The sequence below is a fragment of the Cognatundibacterium crateris genome, from assembly GCF_010078235.1.
GTDB classification, from domain to species: domain Bacteria; phylum Pseudomonadota; class Gammaproteobacteria; order Burkholderiales; family Burkholderiaceae_D; genus Undibacterium; species Undibacterium crateris.
Window position 1 is genome coordinate 556746 of the sequence record NZ_JAABOS010000002.1, and the last position, 22694, is coordinate 579439.

The 22694-nt window shown below is 48.5% G+C and carries 25 protein-coding genes and 7 tRNA genes; 7 read left to right on the forward strand and 25 right to left on the reverse strand.

What is annotated here, in order from left to right; translation table 11 throughout:
* Window positions 1–42 precede the first annotated feature (42 nt).
* The 6 genes from EYB48_RS05795 to EYB48_RS05815 form a co-directional block, all read right to left on the reverse strand.
* Window positions 43–486 carry a hypothetical protein gene (locus EYB48_RS05795; RefSeq protein WP_202927680.1) on the reverse strand — a complete coding sequence of 148 codons (444 nt, stop codon included), beginning with the start codon at window positions 484–486 and terminating at the stop codon, window positions 43–45.
* Between the two features lie 86 nt (window positions 487–572).
* A complete protein-coding gene (locus EYB48_RS19575) occupies window positions 573–809 on the reverse strand; it encodes a DUF7696 family protein (RefSeq protein ID WP_456243315.1) in 237 nt (78 codons plus the stop codon).
* Complete coding sequence (locus EYB48_RS05800; protein WP_162019349.1) at window positions 809–1591, reverse strand: hypothetical protein; 783 nt, start codon at window positions 1589–1591, stop codon at window positions 809–811. The genes EYB48_RS19575 and EYB48_RS05800 overlap by 1 nt, the downstream gene beginning before the upstream one ends.
* Window positions 1591–2367 carry a hypothetical protein gene (locus EYB48_RS05805; protein WP_162019350.1) on the reverse strand — a complete coding sequence of 259 codons (777 nt, stop codon included), beginning with the start codon at window positions 2365–2367 and terminating at the stop codon, window positions 1591–1593. Before EYB48_RS05805 ends, EYB48_RS05800 begins: the two co-directional genes overlap by 1 nt.
* Window positions 2368–2757: 390 nt before the next feature.
* A complete protein-coding gene (locus EYB48_RS05810) occupies window positions 2758–3003 on the reverse strand; it encodes a hypothetical protein (RefSeq protein ID WP_162019351.1) in 246 nt (81 codons plus the stop codon).
* Window positions 3004–3010: 7 nt separating this feature from the next.
* Entirely contained in the window at window positions 3011–3289 is a 279-nt protein-coding gene (locus tag EYB48_RS05815; protein ID WP_162019352.1) for a hypothetical protein, read from the reverse strand.
* Between the two features lie 245 nt (window positions 3290–3534).
* On the opposite strand from EYB48_RS05815, the gene EYB48_RS05820 reads away from it, so the two are divergent.
* The 5 genes from EYB48_RS05820 (at window position 3535) to ssb (ending at window position 8521) form a co-directional block, all read left to right on the forward strand.
* The gene (locus EYB48_RS05820) at window positions 3535–3930 is read left to right on the forward strand and encodes a helix-turn-helix domain-containing protein (RefSeq protein ID WP_162019353.1); all 396 of its coding nucleotides are present in this window, start codon (window positions 3535–3537) and stop codon (window positions 3928–3930) included.
* 124 nt (window positions 3931–4054) lie between these two features.
* Window positions 4055–4876: a RecB family exonuclease gene (locus tag EYB48_RS05825; protein ID WP_162019354.1), complete on the forward strand. Its 822-nt coding sequence runs from the start codon at window positions 4055–4057 to the stop codon at window positions 4874–4876.
* A gap of 33 nt (window positions 4877–4909) precedes the next feature.
* Window positions 4910–6133 carry a hypothetical protein gene (locus tag EYB48_RS05830; protein ID WP_162019355.1) on the forward strand — a complete coding sequence of 408 codons (1224 nt, stop codon included), beginning with the start codon at window positions 4910–4912 and terminating at the stop codon, window positions 6131–6133.
* Between the two features lie 71 nt (window positions 6134–6204).
* Window positions 6205–7971: a hypothetical protein gene (locus EYB48_RS05835; RefSeq protein WP_162019356.1), complete on the forward strand. Its 1767-nt coding sequence runs from the start codon at window positions 6205–6207 to the stop codon at window positions 7969–7971.
* Window positions 7972–8044: 73 nt separating this feature from the next.
* Complete coding sequence (ssb, locus tag EYB48_RS05840; protein WP_162019357.1) at window positions 8045–8521, forward strand: single-stranded DNA-binding protein; 477 nt, start codon at window positions 8045–8047, stop codon at window positions 8519–8521.
* Between the two features lie 96 nt (window positions 8522–8617).
* Here the strand turns inward: ssb and EYB48_RS05845 are convergent, their stop codons facing one another.
* Window positions 8618–9058 carry a hypothetical protein gene (locus EYB48_RS05845; protein WP_162019358.1) on the reverse strand — a complete coding sequence of 147 codons (441 nt, stop codon included), beginning with the start codon at window positions 9056–9058 and terminating at the stop codon, window positions 8618–8620.
* 644 nt (window positions 9059–9702) lie between these two features.
* On the opposite strand from EYB48_RS05845, the gene EYB48_RS05850 reads away from it, so the two are divergent.
* Window positions 9703–10116: a helix-turn-helix domain-containing protein gene (locus EYB48_RS05850; RefSeq protein ID WP_162019359.1), complete on the forward strand. Its 414-nt coding sequence runs from the start codon at window positions 9703–9705 to the stop codon at window positions 10114–10116.
* A gap of 90 nt (window positions 10117–10206) precedes the next feature.
* Window positions 10207–10569, forward strand: coding sequence for a hypothetical protein (locus EYB48_RS05855; protein ID WP_162019360.1), 363 nt, complete (start codon window positions 10207–10209; stop codon window positions 10567–10569).
* Between the two features lie 495 nt (window positions 10570–11064).
* Here EYB48_RS05855 and EYB48_RS05860 read toward each other — a convergent pair whose 3' ends face one another.
* The 18 genes from EYB48_RS05860 to lepA form a co-directional block, all read right to left on the reverse strand.
* Window positions 11065–12225, reverse strand: a complete 1161-nt coding sequence (locus EYB48_RS05860) for a site-specific integrase (RefSeq protein WP_162019361.1) — start codon at window positions 12223–12225, stop codon at window positions 11065–11067.
* Window positions 12226–12391: 166 nt separating this feature from the next.
* Window positions 12392–12465 (reverse strand) — tRNA-Cys (locus EYB48_RS05865).
* An 82-nt stretch (window positions 12466–12547) separates the two neighbouring features.
* A tRNA-Gly gene (locus EYB48_RS05875) sits at window positions 12548–12623 on the reverse strand.
* A 29-nt stretch (window positions 12624–12652) separates the two neighbouring features.
* Window positions 12653–12728: transfer RNA gene (locus EYB48_RS05880), tRNA-Gly, on the reverse strand.
* A 29-nt stretch (window positions 12729–12757) separates the two neighbouring features.
* A tRNA-Gly gene (locus EYB48_RS05885) sits at window positions 12758–12833 on the reverse strand.
* A 29-nt stretch (window positions 12834–12862) separates the two neighbouring features.
* Window positions 12863–12938: transfer RNA gene (locus tag EYB48_RS05890), tRNA-Gly, on the reverse strand.
* Between the two features lie 29 nt (window positions 12939–12967).
* Window positions 12968–13043, reverse strand: a tRNA-Gly gene (locus EYB48_RS05895).
* Between the two features lie 29 nt (window positions 13044–13072).
* Window positions 13073–13148 (reverse strand) — tRNA-Gly (locus tag EYB48_RS05900).
* 50 nt (window positions 13149–13198) lie between these two features.
* Window positions 13199–13789 carry a CDP-diacylglycerol--glycerol-3-phosphate 3-phosphatidyltransferase gene (gene pgsA / locus EYB48_RS05905; RefSeq protein WP_162019362.1) on the reverse strand — a complete coding sequence of 197 codons (591 nt, stop codon included), beginning with the start codon at window positions 13787–13789 and terminating at the stop codon, window positions 13199–13201.
* A 119-nt stretch (window positions 13790–13908) separates the two neighbouring features.
* A complete protein-coding gene (gene uvrC, locus EYB48_RS05910) occupies window positions 13909–15783 on the reverse strand; it encodes an excinuclease ABC subunit UvrC (protein ID WP_162019363.1) in 1875 nt (624 codons plus the stop codon).
* Between the two features lie 61 nt (window positions 15784–15844).
* The gene (gene acpS / locus EYB48_RS05915; protein WP_162019364.1) at window positions 15845–16240 is read right to left on the reverse strand and encodes a holo-ACP synthase; all 396 of its coding nucleotides are present in this window, start codon (window positions 16238–16240) and stop codon (window positions 15845–15847) included.
* Window positions 16237–16887 (reverse strand): hypothetical protein, encoded by a 651-nt coding sequence (locus tag EYB48_RS05920; RefSeq protein WP_162019365.1) that lies wholly within the window; start codon window positions 16885–16887, stop codon window positions 16237–16239. The genes acpS and EYB48_RS05920 overlap by 4 nt, the downstream gene beginning before the upstream one ends.
* Window positions 16884–17714, reverse strand: a complete 831-nt coding sequence (recO, locus tag EYB48_RS05925; protein ID WP_162019366.1) for a DNA repair protein RecO — start codon at window positions 17712–17714, stop codon at window positions 16884–16886. The genes EYB48_RS05920 and recO overlap by 4 nt, the downstream gene beginning before the upstream one ends.
* Window positions 17715–17732: 18 nt before the next feature.
* Window positions 17733–18635: a GTPase Era gene (gene era, locus EYB48_RS05930; RefSeq protein WP_162019367.1), complete on the reverse strand. Its 903-nt coding sequence runs from the start codon at window positions 18633–18635 to the stop codon at window positions 17733–17735.
* Window positions 18636–18643: 8 nt separating this feature from the next.
* Window positions 18644–19489 carry a ribonuclease III gene (gene rnc, locus EYB48_RS05935; protein WP_162019368.1) on the reverse strand — a complete coding sequence of 282 codons (846 nt, stop codon included), beginning with the start codon at window positions 19487–19489 and terminating at the stop codon, window positions 18644–18646.
* Between the two features lie 12 nt (window positions 19490–19501).
* A complete protein-coding gene (locus EYB48_RS05940) occupies window positions 19502–19897 on the reverse strand; it encodes a DUF4845 domain-containing protein (RefSeq protein ID WP_162019369.1) in 396 nt (131 codons plus the stop codon).
* Window positions 19898–19972: 75 nt separating this feature from the next.
* Complete coding sequence (gene lepB, locus EYB48_RS05945; RefSeq protein ID WP_162019370.1) at window positions 19973–20878, reverse strand: signal peptidase I; 906 nt, start codon at window positions 20876–20878, stop codon at window positions 19973–19975.
* The gene (gene lepA / locus EYB48_RS05950; RefSeq protein ID WP_162019371.1) at window positions 20875–22668 is read right to left on the reverse strand and encodes a translation elongation factor 4; all 1794 of its coding nucleotides are present in this window, start codon (window positions 22666–22668) and stop codon (window positions 20875–20877) included. Before lepA ends, lepB begins: the two co-directional genes overlap by 4 nt.
* Window positions 22669–22694: the final 26 nt, after the last annotated feature.

Here is a 22694-nt window from a genome sequence, read left to right on the forward strand (position 1 = left end):
CGGATCCATAAAATCATGTAGCTTTTTCTAAAGCTAACGACTTCAATAATTCTGAAACTCCCACCCGCCACCATCTTTCTTGGCACGTTTGATACACTTGATAAATCGAAACCAGGGCAACACCTCTGCGCATAATTTGATCTTCAAGTTACCAACCTGAGTTGTATATGAACCCTTTGTTTCGTGAATCTGAAGCTCAAGATTCGCCATCACGACCAAGAAATCGACCTCGTAAAACGTGTTGTCAGCAAGCCGAATATTCATCGGATGAAACTTCCAGTCCAAAACCTCACCAGATAGCTTTTTCCTATCGAGAATTTCTGCATACTCGGCTTCAGTTTTGTTCATTTGGCTTTTTGGAATTCGCCCGATAGAAAAAAACCTATCCCTCGCAGCAATCGTCTTCTCAGCGCTAGAGCCACTTTGCTGCTTAGCCCCACTGCGGCGCCCCTTTGACTGCAACGCATTGAACTCGCTGACAGACATTCGAATTCCATTACCAGCCATTCAAGATACCTCTCGACCTAATTATTCATTTTAGCATTTTTTAAGCCTTTTGTGGCTATTTTTAGTCATGCCAATACATTTTTTGCTTCAAGCCAGACACCGCACTTGCCAACGTTTCCCATGCTAAATTGCTGGACAAAATCGCCGTTTAACTTACCTTTGGCCTCTTCGCCGCGCCGCTTTCCAACAAGTTCAAGGTATGCCGAAACTTCAGATGATTTCCGCGACTGCAACCTCATCCGACACAGAAGTCGAACTTCGCACTCATGGCGATATTGCTCACTAAGATTGAATGGCCGCATCACTGTAGCTCCCTATATTGCATCGTTTTTCTCTTTGCATCTGCTTTTGCGCGCTCCAGTGCTTTTCTATCTGCAGCGATTCTAGCCTCAGAAATCCTGTGGATCTTTTGATCTGCTGGCTCCATACCCGATATCAGATCGCGCATTCGTCGTATATTTTCTTGGATTTTTTCCCGCTCATAATCTTTCTGGGCATCTGCACCTGGCGGCGCTGAAAGCATCGGCAAAATTGGAGTGCTGGGGCTATTAAGCAGAATCTGAGCGAACTCGCTGTCATTGCGAATAAGCCCCTTTCTAAGGGCATCACCAATTGCGACTCTTTGCCGATCTTTATCAAAGCCGATCGACACAGACCAGGAGGCGGGGACTGCGCGAATTCGAGCATTGGCAACCAAGCGGTTGTAATTTTCTTTAAAGGACATGCGAGCCCCGACTTTATCGCCGACATTCAAAATTGATTCACACAACCCAAACGCCTCGGCCATTTCCGCAGTCCAAACAACAGTTTCCCGCTGGTCTTTACTGCGCAAAGCGATAGCCCAAGCCTCCTCATCCCCCGGGCGCCCATCCATCTCTCTGCATCGCTTCATAATCGCTGCAGGAATCGGAGGAAATTCCGGCTGATTCACAACGTACATTGCCAATGCAGAAGCCACCACCTTCAGCGGATACGGACTCAGCAAATCCCACCAAGTATGCGAGGTTTCCGGAATAGACTTGTCATAAGCGCCGAAGCATAGGCGCAGCGCCTGTAGGAACTCCGGCTTTTCCGTATCAAGCATCACGTCCTCCCCATTTCCAACGCCGGAACAGCATCAACTCCGCAGATGCCGGTGACATCCGGGCTACCAAGGAACTCACGTTCAATTCGAGCATTTTTTTCTTCAATCGTTTCAGCCCGACTGCCACCCATCTGACCCGAAAGCTCTTTGTCATTGCGAATAAATCGGTCAATGTTGTCCCCACTCTTCAAGATCACATCGAGGCCGTTGTACTTCACCCCCTGCGTATTTTTCCCCATGTTGTGAGGAGTTTTACTGCATCCACGGATAGCCAAACAAATGTCAGATGGCGAATAGCTCTTCAGCGCAGAACGAATCAGACCCTTTCGCTTGGAATCCAGAGCCGACCTGGGCGAATCCATCACTTTTTTCCAGAAATCGAAAATAGTCGACACGTCGTCGGGCTTTAGCTCGACATTGTTTTTATTTGACTCTGGTTCTGGTTCTGGCTCTGGTTCTGGTTTTAAAGCTGAGTCCGAAAGGGTTCCTAAAGGGTTATCAGGCACCTTATATTTTTCTTCAAAATTGTCCAATTTCACCACCGGAAACACAGAGCTAAAAGCCCGAAGAGCCTTTGCCAGCATAGCTTTAACCTCATTTGGCGGGCTTATTGCATCAAACATTTTCCCAGCTGCGATACCGACATTTGGGTTCTCAAACTGGTTCCACTTCAAGTAATGCTGAATAAAAACCCATGAAGTCCTTTTGCAACGGTGCATAAACCCTTTAAAAGTCAGCTCATCAAACCCTTTCGATACCCTTTCAATATCCCACATAACATCCTCAGCAGCGTATGCCAAAGGTAGTCTGAAGCATCCAAGCATGTTTCCATGTGGACACGTCAATAGATAGAGCGCCAAGGTTCTAGCGTCATCGCTAAGCGCACGCGTATCCTCACTCGTCCAAAATGCCGAATAAACTTTTCCATAGTCACGCATGAGACACCCATTCAACTTTCAAAAAAATTGCTAAATTTCTGGAAGGCGTGTAACTACCTGGCATGCCTTCCTAGCCATTAAGCGGTGGCCGCAAATGTCACCCATTACCAACAACCAACATTTGCCGCAAAAAAACACAAAAATCAATATTTCAAGCCATTTATGGCTATCGCGAGCGCGAAAAAAAGCACACCCTTTTCTAAGGATGTGCATCATCAATTACTATGACTAGCGAATTTCTCGCCATGGTAAATACTGATGCTTTGATGCTGTCTCTGATACTTTCGTATCCTTTGAATCATCACCAATTCTCCAGACCTCGCCATCGAAATAGCTAAAAATTCGATCTGTACGCTCATCAGTATTTGTCGAATCTCTCTCATACATTCCGACTACATCTGGTACCAATTCACCACTATGCCAAGTAGCTGTATCGTTCAGCTTACCCGGATCAGCATCAGTATTTACACCCATGTTTTACTCACATCGCGACAGGAACATTTTGCAAGTTTTCTTGGTGCCGCGTGTCACGCAACAAAATAGCCGCCTCGCGTTTTTTCAAAGCGAGATACATTTTACGAACATTGCGCACAGATGGGTCTTTTGTTGTGCCTTGCATGATTTTGTTCAGCGTATTCTTCGGAACCTTGCTGTCTTTCGAAAACTGATCACGCTCCATGTAGTAGTGAACATTTCCGTTTTTCAGAACGTATTCAAGCTGGTCTTCACCGATTATTACCTGTTTAACTTGCTTTGCCATAATTACCTCATAAATCGGATTGCAAATAACCCTTATGCGGTAATTTTAACCCACAAACGAATTTTTTTGCAATGCTTGCGACTTTTTAGGCAAAAATAAAAAAGAGTAATTTTGATAACATTTTGGTTATTCCTATTTGTTTTTACCGTAGATAAATTTAATCGCTCTGTGCAAAACTACATTAAGAATATAAGTAGCCTTGCAAGGCTAGGCTAAAACGCATAATATTACCCACGGATATAGCAATGACACAAATAGATACTACCCACGAAGATCATTCGATTATGGCACCAACAAAAAGAACACCATCCGACCTGAGAGGCACAGTTGCAAGACGCCTTGATGAATGGATGCGCGACAACATCGCGCTGGATACCCAGGCCAAGCTGGCAATGGCATCCGGCGTTGGGCAAACTACAATCGGCCGAATACTGAATAAGCAAACATCTCCAACCCTGGACGTACTAGAAAGTATTGCAAGTACCTTTGGCCGCGATGTCTCTGACCTGATTGCGAGATCAAGCGCTGATTTTATTAATTATGATAAGTCAAAATACGCTCGCCTTCCGGACTACGAAAAAATCCGCGTAGAAGGATTTATTAAACACGTAATTTCTGAGCATAACCGCGGAGATTCCTAAGGCTTCATAGTTCGCCCATTTTTCTGGGCGCTTTCTTTTACCATCAAATAGCCATATAATACTATTTTAAGCCTTTACAGAATTTAATATCCTATATAAACTGACCTCATTTAACGGATTACACATGAAAACAATAGGAACAATTAGGGCATCGAGTTGTATCGGCTTATTTGACTGCGCGCTATCCTGGTATTACACCAATATAAAGGGGATACGAAGCCCATCAAATGGCTTATCTGCAACGGGTACAGCAATACATGCTGGAACTGCATATTTTGATGAAGCGAGAATGAACGGAGAAACACCGGAGGTTTCCGCTGCTGTAGAAATAACCATAGATGCATTGAATAACCCGAATGAGGAAGTGCAGTGGGACAGCGTCAAGATGCACCGTGAAATGGAATTAAAAGCTATCAAGTTAACGACAAGATATTGCATAGAGATTGCGCCAACGCGGGAATATGTTGCAGTCGAATTACATTGCCCACCACTGAATGTCCAGACGAAATATGGCGTTATCAAATTGACCGGATCAACTGACAGGATCCGGAGAACCGAGGATAGAAGGCTTGGCATATCAGATTTGAAGTCCGGGAAAATGGCGGTTAAGGTCGGATTCGAGGATCACGAGGAGGCAGTGGCCTCAACCGCAAATCATCACATCCAACTAGGCATTTACACATTACTTGCGGAAGAAGCAGCCCAAACGGTCTTTGATGCTCCTGCAGAGATAATTGGATTAAGTACTGGCCGGAATGCAACGATCGCGATATCTGAAGTTGAGGACGTAAAAACAGCACTGCTGGGCACTGATGAGGTAGATGGAATGCTGGATATGGCAGGGAAAATGCTGAAAGAAGGTTTTTTTCCACCAAATCCACGATCAATTTTATGTAGCAAAAAGTATTGTGCGGGCTATTCGCGCTGCCCCTACAAAGGTAAATAACGAGCAACTTTCACCAACTAACTGGAGTTAAATATGACACACGTACAGCAAGATGCAGCGGCAGCAAAATCCACATCTGAACTGCGAACTATCGCAGCGCAAACGCAAGCACCAGAATCACGCTTGGATATGTTCACACTGTCCGGACTGCAACTGGCACACAAACTCGCAAAAACTTACGCATCAAGCAATGCTGTTCCATCCGCATTCCGTGACTACGTGGAAAAAAAAGACAAGAGTGGAACTAATCTCATTGAGAACCCTAACGCCATCGGCAATTGCATCGTAGCAATTGAAACTGCGGAATCTACCGGATTTTCTATTTCAGCAGTCATGCAGAATGCACACGTTATTGAAGGGAAACTGAGTTGGTCTGCTCAGTTCGTTATCGCAGCTATCAACGCATCACGCCGATTTACTCCATTGCGCTTTACGCTGCGCAGCCTTGGAATGATCAGTGCCAAGTACAAAGAAAAAACGACTTGGAATAAAGACGACGGCCGATACAACATGGTCGACAAGAGTGTCGATATCGAAAATTGGGAATGTATTGCGTGGGCGTACCCGATAGAAAATGGGCACCGTGTGGACGAAAAAATTGAATCCATTCCCGTTTCAATGAAAATGGCAGTTGAGGAAGGCTGGTACGCGAAAAACGGCAGTAAGTGGCAAACTGAAATGAAGTTCCAAATGCTTCAGTACCGTGCAGCTACATTCTTTGGTCGCCTTAATGCACCGGACGTTCTGATGGGCTTTGGACAAACTACAGAAGAATTGCAAGATACTGTAATTGACATCACGCCGCAGCCCGATGGAACTCATGCCGCGAACATCGAGCAATTGCGTAAAACAGCCGCGGCGCCGGCAGCACGCACAAATCAGGAAGATGTAACTGATGTTGAGGCAAAAGAACTTTCACGCCCAGCCGAAGCCACAAAAGAATATTCCGAGCCAAAAATCAATGAAACGTCAGCACAAACCAAAGGGGCGACCTCATCTACTGATGCGGCCAATGCATCGAATCACGACTCACCAGCATCACCTGGCGCCGATGCACAAGCAGCTGATGACTATAAATATGCAATGTCTCTTGTAGAAAAGGGGTCTCTTGAAGAAGCACTGGACTATGCCCGCAGTATGCACCCGGATGACGCTGAAGAGATTCGCACAATGGTGGCCGATAAGCGGCAAAAAGCAGAGCAATTAGCAACGCCAGCGCGCCGCACCCGCTCAAATACGGTAGACATGGGCAGCTAATCAAGAAAGATTCCAGGGCTGACAATAAAAAGCCCTGATAAAACATAGTCAACGAAATCAAGGTAAGAAAAATGAAGATCACACAAATTGAAGTACAAAATATCCTCGGCGCTAAAAGCGTGAGCGTTTGCACTAAGGCTCCGGTTATCGTGTTTGCGGGCGACAATTACAGCGGAAAATCAAGTACCTGCGAAGCTATCTATCAAGCAATGAGCGAAAACTATACTCGTGTCGGCTTGAAAAAAGACTTCTCAAAGCTGGTATCTGATGATCAGAAAAAGGGTATAGCTGTCGTGCAGTTTGAGGGCGGACAGGCATCGATCTCACTACCAAAAGGAACGCACAATTTTGCATTCGACGGCATTTCGATGAACGATGCCGAGTTGATGCAATTAGCAATGCCCTACTGCCTGACAGGAAGTTTTAGCTCAGCTGATAGTGATGAACGTCGCAAATTTTTGTACAAAATGATGAAAGTGAAGACTGGGATCGGGATTGTGCAAAAAATGCTGATCGACGAAGGCTGTGATGAGAGCAAGCTACCTTCAATACTCCCTTTGCTTGCGTCAGGATTCAAAGCAGCAGAGGAAGAAGCTAAAGAAAAAGCTAAGGATTCGCGCACTCTATGGAAGAGCGTAACCAAAGAGGTGTACGGGTCAGACAAGGCTGAAACTTGGGAGAATACATTGCCTGCCGGCTTAGACAATTCTGCTGTAAATATTGACGCAATCAATCAGAGCATCGTTGATCATACTAAACAAATCGAAGAAAGAACTATAGCAATCGGCAAATTGCAGGCTGAAATGCAGCAGGCTGCAACAATCAAGCGCAAAGCGGATGAGTTATCAGCTATCGCAGCGACACTGCCTTTTTCAAAAGAATCGCTCGAGAACGACCGCAAAGCACTGGCCGACTTCCAGGCGGAAATTGCCGCGGTGCGCGAACTTGCAAGCGGTGAAATCCAAGTCACTACTTACTCATGCCCTTGTTGCTCTGTAGTATTAACAATAGCTGATGGTGCTCTTTCCGAATATCGTGCGCCAGAGAAAGTCATTGATCCTGCTGCTCAAGAAAAGCTTCCCGGCATGGAGCGAAAATTAAAATTGCTCGAAGCTGCGGTTATCGCTAGCGAAAATGCAGTAGAGGATGCAGAGGATGCAAAATCTAAACTCAAATTACTGGCTGATGGTGTGAATTCTGACGCACCAACTATAGAAAGCATAGCGGCCGAGCGCAAAGCGCTGGATGCTATCAACGCGCAACTGAGCAAGCTGAAGCTAGAAAAAGCAAACTATGACGCCTTATTGACTGCAGAGGCTGAAGCCAGAAAAAAAACTGAAGATGCAAAACGCCATCACTTAGATGTCCTGGCATATTCAAAAATTGCCGAGCAACTCTCCCCAGAGGGAATACCGAGCAAACTTCTGGAAAATGCGATTGCTCCGTTTAATCAAGCGCTGGCAAAGTCATCAGAAATATCGTACTGGCATCCTGTTTCAGTAGACAAAAACATGAGCGTTTTTTATGGCGACCGCCCTTACTCACTCTGCTCTGAGTCGGAAAAGTGGCGCTGTGATGCGATGCTAGCCGAAGTGATTGCGAAATTCTCAGGTCTGAAGCTTATCATGCTGGATCGTTTCGACTGTCTTAATGCAGAAGGTCGTAGCGATATGATCGCATGGCTTGAGGAAATAACAGCGTCGGGATCGATTGATTCTGCCATAGTTTTTGGAACAATGAAGGATAAGCCAAAACTGCCTTCAACCTGCCAGCTAGTCTGGATGATAAATGGCGAAAATGAACAAGATACGCAACAGCAATCGCTTGTAGCTGCATAGAGCAATAACTTGGCGCGATCGAGATGTTAATAGGCGGGGGCAGGCTCCCGCTTCAATATGAAAGGCAAAAAAAATGGCGTCCGTAAATAAAGTAATTATCGTCGGGAATTTGGGGAAAGACCCCGATACTCGCTTCACACCGGGTGGCGATGCAATGACCAGCATCACGGTCGCGACCACTGACACTTGGAAAGATAAAGCGACAGGCGAAAAGAAAGAGCAGACCGAGTGGCACCGCATTACCTTCTTCGGTAAGCTGGCAGAAATCGCTGGGCAGTACCTCAAAAAAGGTTCCCAGGTCTACGTCGAAGGCTCCCTGCGTACCCGCAAATACACCGATAAAGACGGCGTGGAAAAGTATGCAACTGACATCAAAGCAGATTCCATGCAGATGTTAGGCAGCCGCCAGGGTATGGGCGACGCAGGCATGGACGACGGCTACGGCGCACCCACCCCAGCCCGACGCCCGGCAGCCCCGGCACAACGCCCAGCCCCGGCACAACGCCCAGCCCCGAATTTCTCGGATATGGATGACGATATTCCCTATTGAGCGGCTTGGGTATTTATCCCCAACCGCTTACATACAAAAATACCATGCCAATTTGAATGCGGCGTAGCAGTTTGGACTACATTATTGACGACCGGCCTAAGGAGGCGCGAATACAGGGGTGACCCGTGGGGCGCGTGGATTTCCGCCTCCAATATAGCGACCAAGCTGCGTTCCATCCGGCACACTGTTTTTTAGATACAGTGAGGTAATACTCAGAAACTGTCCGTTGGAGATGTATTTGAGCACCAGCAGCGCTGCTGGGTTGAGGTTTAGCCGAATTTTACTTTTATCGTGCTCTTCCGCAGAATAAACTGTCCCAGACTGGCTCAATTTAAAGTAAACCATACTCGCTACTGTATGGTTGTTGTTTATGAGCCATTGGCCATGCCGTTTTTGTATATGCTCCGCCCCCCAGTAAGCATTTCCCTGTTGCAACTTGATTGGCAGAGGGGCGACCACCCCGGGAATGATGTTACCGGGCATCACCCCGAAAGTTGTTGAACCATTAACTGTCCAGAAGCCCAATATGTCTGACACATGCCACCATACATAAGTTTATGTCGAAGTAGCAATTATCCTCCATGCTGAGGATATACGTACGATTTACTTTGACTTGCTCATTTTTGAGTAAGATGTGCTACACTATGTTTGTCGTTGATGACGAAGCGTCCGCTGTAGTGGCAACAAGGTGAGGCGCATTTAGCAAAAGTGGGGCCATGTGTAGTACTCACTTGAACGTGGTGTTGGTTTTGATACCAACTCAGGATTCCACTAGCTTAGGCTATTTGGATACTGCGGGCGCCGTTCCGACAATTAACACTGAAAGCCGCCTCCGGGCGGCTTTCTTCATTTCAGCTATACCTTCCTCGTACTGAATAGGCACTTTCCTCGGGCTACCAGGCAGTCTCCTTGCAGATGCACTATCTTGCAGTAGGACAACGTCGTCTGATGATAGACCGTTGGATAAAGCAGACTGCATCTAGTTTGGTTGCGCTGCGACTGGGATGTATGCGATCGCCAGACAGTGCTCCCCAAGGCCGGCCAAAACCAAAGTTGCAAACCTAAATGCAGCGTAGTTCCACATTCCTAAATCTGATTTTACTGCAAAGTGTTATACAAATAAATTTCCCAACGAAACGACAAGGCTAAGAGTAACCTTATACGGCTTTTTTTATGCTAAAATGAATTTATTGCTTTTTTGCTGGCTAGCCAATTTAAGAGCTAGAAGCCCGATTGCACCCGCACTTGCATCAATAAAAATTCATATTTGCATTTTTTTAATCACAATGTCAGATTCATTAAATATTAGACAATGCGCCGATTTACTTCACGTCAATGAATCAACTGTTAGTGAAATGGCGATATCTGGAGAGATCCCGGGCGCAAAGATTGGCCGTGCATGGGTATTTTTGAAGGAAGATGTTATTTCTTATTTGAGGAATGAAATTTCAAAACAGACAGCGGTTCGAAAAAAAGAAGCAGATGAAAAGAAACCAAAAGAAAAGTTTCCAGAAAGCTCCCTCGTAATGATTAAGGGGGCTCCAAAAGTCAGCAGAAAGCGCGTGCTGCCTGATTTGAGCGCGTATCAAAATTAACTGACATGCTTAGAGCAAGACGATAGCTATATCGGCGGCGATTTCACCTACATCGAGTGATGATCGCTTTTTTTAATTTGGATATACAAAATGAACATTACCAAAACAGAAGATGCAAGCGAATCCATTAGCCTTAATTTGATTGATTTGAATGGCCGCCTCTGGACTATCCCCGCGGAGGTAGTGAAGACAAAAATGAAGGATCAAAATTTTGCATTACATAAGTCGCTTGATCTTTATGATAATGCATGGGTAGTTACGCATGTTGAAACTGGCGCAATCGTCTACACGGACAACCTTAAGAATGCAGCAGTTGCAATAGCAGCAAAGAAAATAAATGGCATGACTATCAAAAAATTTAATGAGGCCGTTGAGAAAATTCAAGAAATCCGGCGCGAATTAGAGTCAGAAAGACGCGCAGAGTTCATTGCGCAACACCTTAATGGTAAGTGAAATATCAAATTACAATAGACGTCAAAAATATGAGGTATGGGCAGAAAAATGAAATGGATACGAATATGTTTGTTTATACCAACTTTTCTTTTGCTGATGAATTATCTCGGGTTTGATAAATTTGACCGGAGAGGCGCATCTATTAGAATTTTCGCTTGCACCCTGGCCTCCTTGGTGATTGTAGGTGTCATAGACTATATTGCAACATCTTTGTTCGGTATTCAATTAGATTAAGCATTCAATACTCACAAATAACATACGCCACATTCGGCTTCGGTTAAAATTCGGGCTATCCGAACAACAACTAAAAGTAGAGCCGAACATGGATTTAGTTTCGCCATTATCAGATCAGGAAGTTGAATTAATTCAATGCTTCAGAATGTCTGATGAAATTCACAAAAGCTTAATCTTGACTTCGGCAGAAGTTGCAAAAGAGTATGCAATTAAAAAGGCAAATCACAAGGCCGAGGTCTACCAGTTTCCGATGACAAGGAATTAACCGAGCCTATCCGCAAGATTACTGGCGCGCAGATTTCCATAGCGAGCTAGCATCCTAGTTGAGCTGTGCCCAGTAATTTTCATAATTTCAAAGTCGCTAAGATTTGTCTTCTCAAATAATCTTGATGTAGCCTCATGGCGCAAATCGTGGAATCGTAAATCTCCACACCCAGCGGCATCAAATATTCGCGCAAACTGCCGCGACAACTTTGATGTGGTCTGGCGCAGCGACAAACCATCAAAGCCATCTAGCCAAGGGAAAAGCAAGTCATTCTGATGGTTGAATCCCGCCATACCCCGGCTTTGACTACTAACAATTTCCAAGTACGAACTGATCGAAGCAATTGCTTTACGAGAAAGCGGTACCTGGCGCTTATTGCCATTTTTTGTTTTATCGAGAAATATAGTCTTCTTCTCTAGAGATATCTGATCGAGTGTTAGAGAAAACATCTCTCGCATCCGCATTGCGGACTCTAGAGCCAAATCAAAAATAAGCTCAATTGCCGCCTGATAATTCATCTCAAGTGGGCGCTCGCGCTGACTTGGCTTATCTCTAGCCATTACTGAGCGAATTCGCTCTTCTTCGCCGGGCTCCAGCCGGCGATCACGCTTGTCGTCACTTTTCTCTGCATGCTCACCATCAAATGCTCGCGCTGCAGCGACATCTCTATCTGAATACTGCGCGTACCGCTTTGGTAGTTGCCTAATCGGGTTTATAACAAGCGGCACTATATTTCGCCTACCAGCCCAATCAAAGCAGCGACCAAGAGCCCCGACATGATGCCGGATAGTATCAGGCGAAAGGTTATATTCGACCTTCATTGCAAACACCCACTTCTCAACCCAGGCGTAATCGATTCTCTTTAACTCTGCTTCACCAATGCGGGCATATTGAACATTGAGCAGCCTCTCATCTGAATCTGGCACTGAATTTGCGACCAGGTACTCTTTAATTAGGTCAGCAATTGTGTTGTGCTCTGACTTTTTTGCAAAGAGCTCTTGCGGAACGATCCCACGGTCTAGCAGCGCTTCAAGCTTTGCTACATACGAATCACCCTCAGCCTCATCAGCAAATGTCAAATATAGCGGCTTAGCCAATAATGACTTGCGCTTAATGACGTATTCCCATCCTTTATTCTTCTGTCTCTTTGTAGCCATAGATTATTTTCTCAACTCACGTCAACGTCCAACAAAAATTATGTACGGGTGGATAGCCACTTTTTCCGGGTGGATAAACACCCAATTAGGGGCGATTAGGCGGGAATAGATAAAAAAATAGCCCACTCGTGAGTGGGCTAAGTCTTTGATTTTACTACTTATTTACTGGAGGCGGGGGTCGGGATCGAACCGGCGTCTACGGCTTTGCAGGCCGCTGCATAACCACTTTGCTACCCCGCCTTTGAGATACTTCACAGCTTACGCTGCGAAATACATCACTACTGCTCTGATAAAAACGGGGAACGTATTCCCCGATTTAATCTGGAGCGGGAAAAGAGTCTCGAACTCTCGACCTCAACCTTGGCAAGGTTGCGCTCTACCAACTGAGCTATTCCCGCATTAACTGTTGCCTGCTGTGTGGGGAAAGTGGAGCGGGAAAAGAGTCTCGAACTCTCGACCTCAACCTTGGCAAGGTTGCGCTCTACCAACTGAGCTATTCCCGCATTAACTGTTGCCTGCTGTGTGGGGAAAGTGGAGCGGGAAAAGAGTCTCGAACTCTCGACCTCAACCTTGGCAAGGTTGCGCTCTACCAACTGAGCTATTCCCGCATTAACTGTTGCCTGCTGTGTGGGGAAAGTGGAGCGGGAAAAGAGTCTCGAACTCTCGACCTCAACCTTGGCAAGGTTGCGCTCTACCAACTGAGCTATTCCCGCATTAACTGTTGCCTGCTGTGTGGGGAAAGTGGAGCGGGAAAAGAGTCTCGAACTCTCGACCTCAACCTTGGCAAGGTTGCGCTCTACCAACTGAGCTATTCCCGCATTAACTGTTGCCTGCTGTGTGGGGAAAGTGGAGCGGGAAAAGAGTCTCGAACTCTCGACCTCAACCTTGGCAAGGTTGCGCTCTACCAACTGAGCTATTCCCGCATTAACGAAAGACCAAAATTATATAGCACTCCGAAATTATGTCAAGCGGGCTAACTCACTTTGTCCTGCTGCTCTGTGCTTTCCTTGATCATGGGCCAGGCTTTTTTCAGGTAATAGCACATCGACCAGACGGTCAGCACGGCGGCCACCAGCAATAACCAAGAACCGATCAGCACAGTATCGATACCAAACAGCATGTCGTAATACAGCAGCATAGGAATGGCGATCATCTGCGCCGTGGTTTTAATTTTACCCAGCGAGCTGACCGCTACCGATTTCGAGGCGCCGATCAGCGCCATCCATTCACGCAATGCAGAGATGGTGATCTCGCGCCCTATGATCACAAACGCGATCACGGCATTCACCCTGTCCAGCTGCACCAGCACCAGCAAAGCGCCAGCCACCATCAGCTTGTCGGCCACCGGATCGAGGAAAGCACCAAACGAGGAAGTCTGATTCCAGCGCCGCGCCAGAAAGCCATCAAACCAATCCGTCACCGCTGCCACGATAAATACGATGGTCGAGGCCAGGCCCTTATGGAAGGGACTCAGCCACGCATCCGGCAAATAAAAAACACCGACCACCAAAGGAATCAGTGCGACGCGCAACCAGGTCAGCAGTATCGGAAAATTTAAGGGCATGACTTTTGTTATGAGGTTCGGGCCAGTGGTTCAGCATGGCAGCGACTACCGCTTTTGCGTGCCGCGCACAGTGCTGATTTCACCGTTTTTTTATAAGAAATTCCGCCCATTATATTTGTCTATCGCAATCGCTTGTAAATTTCTTCGGCGAGTTTGTGCGATATTCCTTCCACACTGGCTAATTCATCCACACTCGCATCGGCCACGCCCTTGAGACCACCAAAACGGCTGAGTAATTTTTGACGTCGTTTTGGCCCCACGCCTTCGATATCTTCCAGCTGTGAAGTCTGGCGCGCCTTATCCCGCTTGGCACGCATGCCGGTAATCGCGAAGCGATGTGCCTCATCGCGGATCTGTGCAATCAGCATCAGTGCGGCAGATTCTTTGCCCAGTTCCTGCTCAGGGCGGCCATCGACGAATACCAGCGTTTCCAGCCCGACCTTGCGCCCTTCACCCTTGGCAACGCCAACGATCAGGCTGCAATCCAGACCCAGCTCGGTAAATACCTGACGCGCGACTTCGACCTGCCCTTTACCACCATCGATCAACACCACATCAGGCATGACGCGATTTTCAGCCGTTTCACTCTGCCCTGACAAATGCGCATAACGCCGTGTCAGTACCTGGCGCATGGCGGCATAATCATCGCCAGGCGTGATACCCGTGATATTGAAGCGCCGGTATTCGCCATTCTGCATCGCATGATGATGGAATACCACGCACGAAGCCTGGGTCGCCTCACCCTGGGTGTGACTGATATCAAAACACTCGACCCGTATCGTTTCCAGATCCTGCGCATCCAGTTCCAACACGGTGGCCAGCGCACGGGTACGGGCCTGTTGTGAACCCTGTTCGGATAACAGGCGTGCCAGCGCCAATCGCGCACCTTTGAGCGCCATCTCGAGCCAGATGCGGCGCTGCTCCTGTGGTTGAAAACTCAGGTGGATTTTGTGACCACATTGCTCGGTCAGCGCCAGCATCAGATCAGGCGCATTCAATTCGATATTGGTGACTAAGGTGGCCGGAATGAATTGCTCAACATAATGCTGCGCCAGGAAGGCAGCCAGCACCTCGGCTTCTATGCTGTCTTCGGCAGTCGTCTGCACCTCATCGACATGAGTCGGAAAATAGGCACGGTCACCCAGATGCCGCCCACCGCGTATCATGGCCAGATTCACGCAGGCACGGCCACCTTCCACGATCACAGCGATGATATCGACATCGGCGCTGCCGCTGGTTTCCATACTCTGCTGTTGCAAAACTTTGGATAAAGCAGACATCTGATTGCGTACCAGCGCCGCCTGTTCAAATTTGAGCTGCTCAGCGTAAGCCAGCATTTTCTTTTCCAAAGACTGCAGCACTTCCAGCTGCCGCCCACGCAAAAAATCCGCAGCATTAGTCACGTCTTGCAGATAGTCTTCAGGCGTGATCAGACCCACGCAAGGCGCGCTGCAGCGATGGATCTGATGCAGCAGGCAAGGACGGGTACGATTGGCGTAGACACTGTCTTCGCAATTCCTGAGCAAAAAAACTTTCTGCAGGATCTCCATCGACTCCTTGACCGCCCAGCCCGATGGAAATGGACCGAAGTACTGATGTTTTTTATCGACCGCACCACGGTAGTAACTCATGCGCGGCGCGGCATGCTGACTGATTTTCAGATAGGGATAGGATTTATCGTCGCGGAACAGAATGTTGTAGCGCGGGCGCAGTGCCTTGATCAGATTATTTTCAAGAATCAGGGCTTCGGCCTCGCTGCGTGTCACCGTAGTTTCCATGCGCGCGATTTTCGCGACCATCATGGCGATACGCGGACTGGATAAGGTCTTTTGAAAATAGGTGGTGACGCGCTTTTTTAAGTCTTTCGCCTTACCCACATACAGCAGTTGATCCTGCTGATCAAAATAGCGGTACACGCCGGGCAAGTGGGGTAATTTTGCGACGGTATCGAGCACTTGTTGTCTGCCGTCAGCTTGCTGCTCATTCTCTGTCATGATGGGTACTAAGTAAAACGACTCAGTTTGCGTACGAAATGGTGGTTACCAGGCGACAGGCTCAGCGCTCTGCTTCCACCACGACAAAAGCCAGCGCATATTCTTTTTCATCACTGAGCGACACATGCGCCTTCAGGCGCTGCGTCTGCATCCAGCTGGCCAGCGTATCGGAAAAATGCAGCACCGGCTTACCCTGCGCATCATTCAGCGTCTGCAGATTTTTCAAGGTCATCGGCAGACGTACACCAGTACCTATCGCTTTACCAAAAGCCTCTTTGGCTGCAAAACGGGTCGCTAAATAATGCATGGCACGCAGTTCCGATTGGGCTGCGCGTTGCTGGTAGATTTGCCATTCCTGCGCACCCAGAATTTTTTCCGCGAATCTGGGGCCAGAACGCTGCAAGGCAAGCTGCATGCGGTCTACCCGGGTGATGTCGTTGCCTATGCCGTAAATCATGGCTGCGGACCATACAGGCGTATCAGCTCCGCTTTGGCGGCAGCCACCGCACTGCCCCAGCCTGACAGCAATGCAGTCGCCAGCAAACCCTGTCCTAACTCCAGCACGCGACAGCAAGGGAAACTACGCACTGCAGCCATTTGCTGAACTGAACCCAGCGGCAAACGCAGACTGATGCCAGCTTGCGTGGCAGCGCTACACAGCGCAGTGACATCGGCCACGGCCTGCTCGCCTTCTTGCGGCAATTCCAGCAACACACTGCGCGCGCCCTGCACATGTGCAGCCTGCAAAGCTGCGCTATCCGGGTTGGCTACGGCCACCCACGGCGCGTCTGCAACCGGCTCTGGCGTGATCTGTCCTGCGATTAAGCCCTGTTGCCATAAGCTCTGTGCCAAAGCATCCTGTGCAGACGCATACACAAACACCGGCAGCGGACATGTGCGCAGCAAGCTCTGCACCCCTTCAGCTGTCAGCGTCAGGCTGGCTACAGCCAGATCCAGACTGAACTGATCGGCACCCGCGTACACCGCATCGCGCATCAGTTGCTCACACACAGACTGCGGGTTTGCATCATTCAGCAAGGCGAGCAAGACCGGATCAAGGTCGATACACAAATCCGGCAAATGCAAAGGAGGATGTATCATCATAAATTCTGCAAATCGATCAAAAGCTGGCGGGTACTGAGTACCGCGCCGTGTAAATGATGTGAGAGTAAAAAGCGCATCAGCATCTTACTTTGAAACTGAGTTTCCGGCAGGCTGTAATCACCATCCGCCATCGCCAGCAAGCAAGCTCCGCTCAATACCGGGAAATGATCGCCAGGCCGCGCCGGGCGCGTGCCAGCTTGCGGATCGAGTACATAATGTAGCTCGGGCTGCACGGGTGCACGCTGTTCGGTACACAGATGAATATCACCCAGCAGGCCGGACTGGCGTAGTAAAACCAGCTCAAACTGGCGCAGCACCACGGGTGCGGATTCGCCATGTGCTAACTGATTAATGGTGGCGACATACTGATCAAACAAAGCAGGATGCGGCTCGTCTTTGAGCAGAAACTTAATGATCAGTTCATTCAGATAAAAACCGCATACCAGCGCCGATTTTTCTAAGGGCAGCATGCCGCCCACCCAATCAGCCGAGGTCAGGGTTTTTAACTCGGTCTTGCCCATCCAGGATAAGTTCAGCGGCTGGAAAGTCTGCAATACGCTGCGCAACTGCGAGTGTGGTCGTTTTGCACCTTTCGCAACCAGCGCAATGCGGCCGAAATCGCGCGTCAGCACATCAACGATCAGACTGGTTTCTTTGTAGGGGCGCGCATGCAGCACAAAGCCGGGTTGCTGCAAAATTTTTCGCTCACGCGGTGCACTGGCCGAGACGGCAGAGGAGTTGCGTTTTTTTACTGGCGTTGAAATGCGCAGAGGATCTTGCAGGTAATCTGCAAGATCCTCTGTCACTGCATCCGTTGTGGGATTCATCACCTCAAGGACAGCAATTTACTCGTAGCCGTAAGCACGCAAACCGGCTTCATTATCGGCCCAGCCTGATTTCACTTTGACCCAGATTTCCAGGTACACAGTGCCACCGAACAGCTTCTCCATATCGACACGGGACTGCGTGGAAATCTCTTTCAGGCGCGCACCTTTGTTACCAATGACCATGGATTTATGGCCATCACGATCCACCAGAATCGCAACAAACACGCGGCGCAAACTGCCTTCCTGCTCAAACTTTTCAACCAGCACGGTGCTGGTGTAAGGCAGCTCATCACCGACGAAACGGAATAATTTTTCGCGTACGATTTCAGCTGCGAGAAATTTTTCGCTACGGTCAGTGATATCGTCTTCGCCGAACATCGGTGGCTGTTCCGGCAGATATTTGCGGATTTCACCCTCCAGATTTTCCAGCTGGAAGCGCAGCGTCGCAGACACCGGCACAATCGCAGTGAACGGGAACGCGGCAGCGACCTTCTGAGCGAACGGCATCATGACGGCTTTATCTTTGATGCGGTCGGACTTGTTAATCACCAGGATACAGGGAACGTTCTTAGGCAGCAGCTCTATCACTTGCTGATCAGCCGGGCCAAACGTACCCGCTTCGATGATGTACAAAATCACGTCGGCGGCAGTCAAGGTGGTGGTGACCGTACGGTTCAGCGTGCGGTTCAGCGCATTCGAATGGCGGGTCTGAAAACCCGGCGTATCGATATAGACAAACTGGGTCTGATCTTTGGTTTGTATGCCGGTAATGCGATGACGGGTAGTCTGTGCTTTACGCGAAGTGATGCTGACCTTGGCGCCGATCAGCGCATTCATTAAAGTCGATTTACCGACATTAGGACGACCAACAATGGCAATATACCCACAACGAAATTCTGGGTTGTCTGTGATTTCATTCATGGGAAGACTCAGGCTGATTTAGGATGGGATTTCGCGGCAGGCGCTTTATCTGTTGCGCCTGGTTCTTGCTGCGATGCCGGCTTTTCTGACGGCGCAGGATTATCCTGCTGCGGCGTCGCGATACCGGCTAACTTTAATTGTGCACTTCTGGGCTTGGACTTGCGTGCAGCGGGGGATTTGGCCAACGCAGCAATAGCGGTTTCCAGCGCAAGTTTAGCTGCGGCCTGCTCGCCGGCACGGCGACTGCCACCGGTACCAAATACCTGAATATCGAGTTTAGGCACCAGGCATTCGATCTCGAATTCCTGATTATGTGCCGCGCCATGGGTCGCGACCACATTGTATTGTGGCAGTGCGATTTTCTTACTTTGCAAAAATTCCTGCAGCAAAGTTTTGGCATCTTTACCCAAGGTAGTCGGGTCGACGGTGGCCATAATCGGTTGATACAGCGCCTCGATCACGCGCTTGGCTGTGTCAAATCCCGCATCGAGGAAAATCGCACCGAATAAGGCTTCCAGCGTATCGGCCAGGATAGACGGGCGACGGAAGCCACCGGATTTGAGCTCGCCTTCACCCAGACGAAGGAATTGCGACAACTCTATGCTTTGAGCGATTTCAAACAAGGATTGCTGCTTGACCAGATTGGCGCGAACACGCGATAAATCGCCTTCGTCGATGTCGGCAAAACTATCAAACAACAGCGACGCCACCACACAGTTGAGCACCGAATCCCCAAGGAATTCGAGGCGCTCATTGTGCGTGACGCTATGACTACGATGCGTTAATGCCTGCTGCAATAAAGCGGGGTTATTAAACTGGTGCCCCAGTCTCTTTTGCAATAGTTGAAGATTCATACGTCTGTCTGCTTATTCTGGCTTTTTCGCGATCACACCACGACTTGCCGTTGTTCCCTGGTACTCGAGCAATAAGCTGGCTGGCCCGACCAGAGGGATTTTCTTTTGATACGAAAAGCTGACCTCGACACCTTCATCGCCTTTGGAAATCTGCAACTCTTTACCAGAGATGGAGGTGATGTAGCTCACTTCAGCCTGTTTATCAAAAGCAGTCTGGATTTCATTTGCGGTCGTGCCTGCATTCTTAGCCGACATAATCGCTTTCTTTACCGAGGTGTACTCAATCACAGTCGGCACCACTTTCATCGCCAACATCGCGATCAGGACGATCACGCCCAAGGAAAAAATCAATCCAAACAAGGAAATACCTTGTTGTGATTTCAAAGTTTGTTGTCCGGTCTGTTTCATATTGTTTTCTCCCGATTATCCAAGCGCTTTTACAAGCATTGATTCAAACATTTATTCAAACATTTATTCTAGGACTTAATGAAAGCTGCCTATACGTTTCACATCGCCGAAGTTCATCCAGACGAAGAAAGCCTTGCCGACGATATTTTCATCCGGCACAAAGCCCCAGATACGGCCATCAGCACTATTATCGCGATTATCGCCCATCATGAAGTAATGGCCTTCTGGCACCACGCAGGTAAAGCCCTCACTATCATAACTACAGTTCTGACGATAAGGAAAATTCATTGGATCACTCACAAACGCAGGACGTGTTTCATCATTGAGGATGCGATGAGATACGCCAGTCAGATTTTCATTTAACTGCTTCGAATAACTGATCTGATCCAGAAAATCTGGTAATTGCTCGTACTGCAAAGGCTTGCCATTGATGCTCAGACGCTTGTTTTTGTACTCTACTTTATCACCAGGTATACCAACTACACGTTTGATGTAGTCTACGGTCGGATCCAGCGGATACTTGAATACCATCACATCACCACGCTGTGGTTGATTGAGATCGATGACTTTTTTGTTGATCACTGGCAGACGTATGCCGTAAGTGAATTTATTCACCAATATCAGATCACCAATCAGCAGTGTAGGCATCATGGAGCCGGAAGGGATTTTAAATGGCTCGAACAAAAACGAGCGCAGAAAAAACACCATCGCTATCACCGGGAAGAAGCTGCCTGAGTACTCGATCCAGGTTGGCTGACGCAAGAGATTCGCTTCCAGCTCAGCGCGCTTGCCCTGCTCCATCTTGACACCATCTGCAGTCAGCTTGGCGACCCGTGCATCAAATTCTGCCAGAGCCTTATCTGCTGCAGCGCGACGCTGCCTGGAAAATACAAATTTATCCAGACACCAGACTATACCCGTACCGACTGTCAACACAAACAATATCAGGGCGAAATTACCCAGAATGAATGCAAATTTCATTTCTCGTCCACTTGTAAAATCGCCAGGAATGCTTCTTGTGGAATCTCCACAGAACCGACTTGTTTCATCCGTTTCTTACCAGCCTTTTGCTTTTCCAGCAGTTTACGCTTACGGCTGATATCGCCGCCATAACATTTAGCCAAAACGTTTTTACGCAAGGCTTTCACGTTTTCACGGGAAATGATGTTAGAGCCAATCGCAGCCTGAATCGCCACATCAAACATCTGACGCGGAATCAGCTCACGCATTTTGGCAGCCACTGCACGGCCACGGAACTGGCTGTTCGCACGGTGCACGATAATGGCGAGCGCATCGACTTTTTCGCTGTTAATCAGCATATCGACCTTGACCACGTCAGCAGCGCGGTTTTCCTTGAACTCATAGTCCATGGACGCATAGCCGCGTGAGGTGGATTTCAGGCGATCAAAGAAGTCCAGCACGATTTCTGCCATCGGCATTTCATAGGTCAGCTTGACCTGGCGGCCGTGATAGCTCATATCCATCTGCACACCGCGTTTCTGGGTACACAGGGTAATGACAGAACCGACATACTCTTGTGGCATGTACAGGTTAACCGTCACGATAGGTTCGCGGATTTCCTCGATACGCGATGGTTCAGGCATCTTAGATGGATTATCCACCATCGCGATACTGCCATCGGCCATCACCACTTCATACACCACGGTCGGTGCGGTGGTGATCAGGTCCATATCAAATTCACGTTCCAGGCGTTCCTGCACAATCTCCATGTGCAATAAGCCCAGGAAGCCGCAGCGGAAACCAAAACCCAAGGCCTGCGATACTTCTGGCTCATACATCAGCGCCGCATCATTGAGTTTGAGCTTTTCCAGCGAGTCACGCAAAGCATCGTATTGATTCGCTTCGACCGGGAACAAACCGGCAAACACCTGAGGTTGTACTTCTTTAAAGCCAGGCAGAGGTTCAGCAGCCTTGTTGTTCGCGACCGTAATGGTGTCGCCGACTTTCGCAGCCTTCAATTCCTTAATACCGGCAATCACGAAGCCCACCTGACCAGCTGTCAGTTGATCACGGCTCAGGGACTTAGGTGTGAACACACCGACGCTCTCAACCAGATGCTGGGCTTCTGTTGCCATGAACAGGATTTTATCTTTTGGACGCAGGGTACCGTTGACGATACGCACCAGCATGACCACACCGACATAGTTATCAAACCAGGAGTCGATGATCAATGCCTGCAAAGGCGCAGTCGGATCACCCTTAGGTGCCGGCACTTTTGCGATCAGGGATTCCAGTACATCGGCCACACCCAAGCCGGTCTTAGCAGAACAGTGCACTGCTTCGGTCGCATCAATACCGATCACTTCTTCGATTTCGGAGCAGGCATTGGCTGGATCTGCGGACGGCAAGTCTATCTTGTTCAGCACAGGCACCACTTCGACGCCCAGCTCAATCGCGGTATAGCAATTCGCTACGGTTTGCGCTTCCACACCCTGAGATGCATCCACCACCAGCAATGCGCCTTCACACGCAGATAAGGAGCGGCTCACTTCATAGCTGAAGTCGACGTGACCAGGGGTATCAATCAGATTCAGGTTATACACCTGACCATCACGTGCTTTGTAATGCAAAGCGGCAGTCTGCGCCTTAATCGTAATTCCGCGCTCACGTTCGATATCCATCGAATCTAGGACTTGCGCCTCCATTTCACGGTCAGACAGACCACCACATAATTGAATGATGCGATCCGCCAGCGTTGATTTACCATGATCAATGTGGGCGATGATAGAGAAATTCCGGATGTTATTCATTGAGGTTGCTAAAAATTCTATATGTG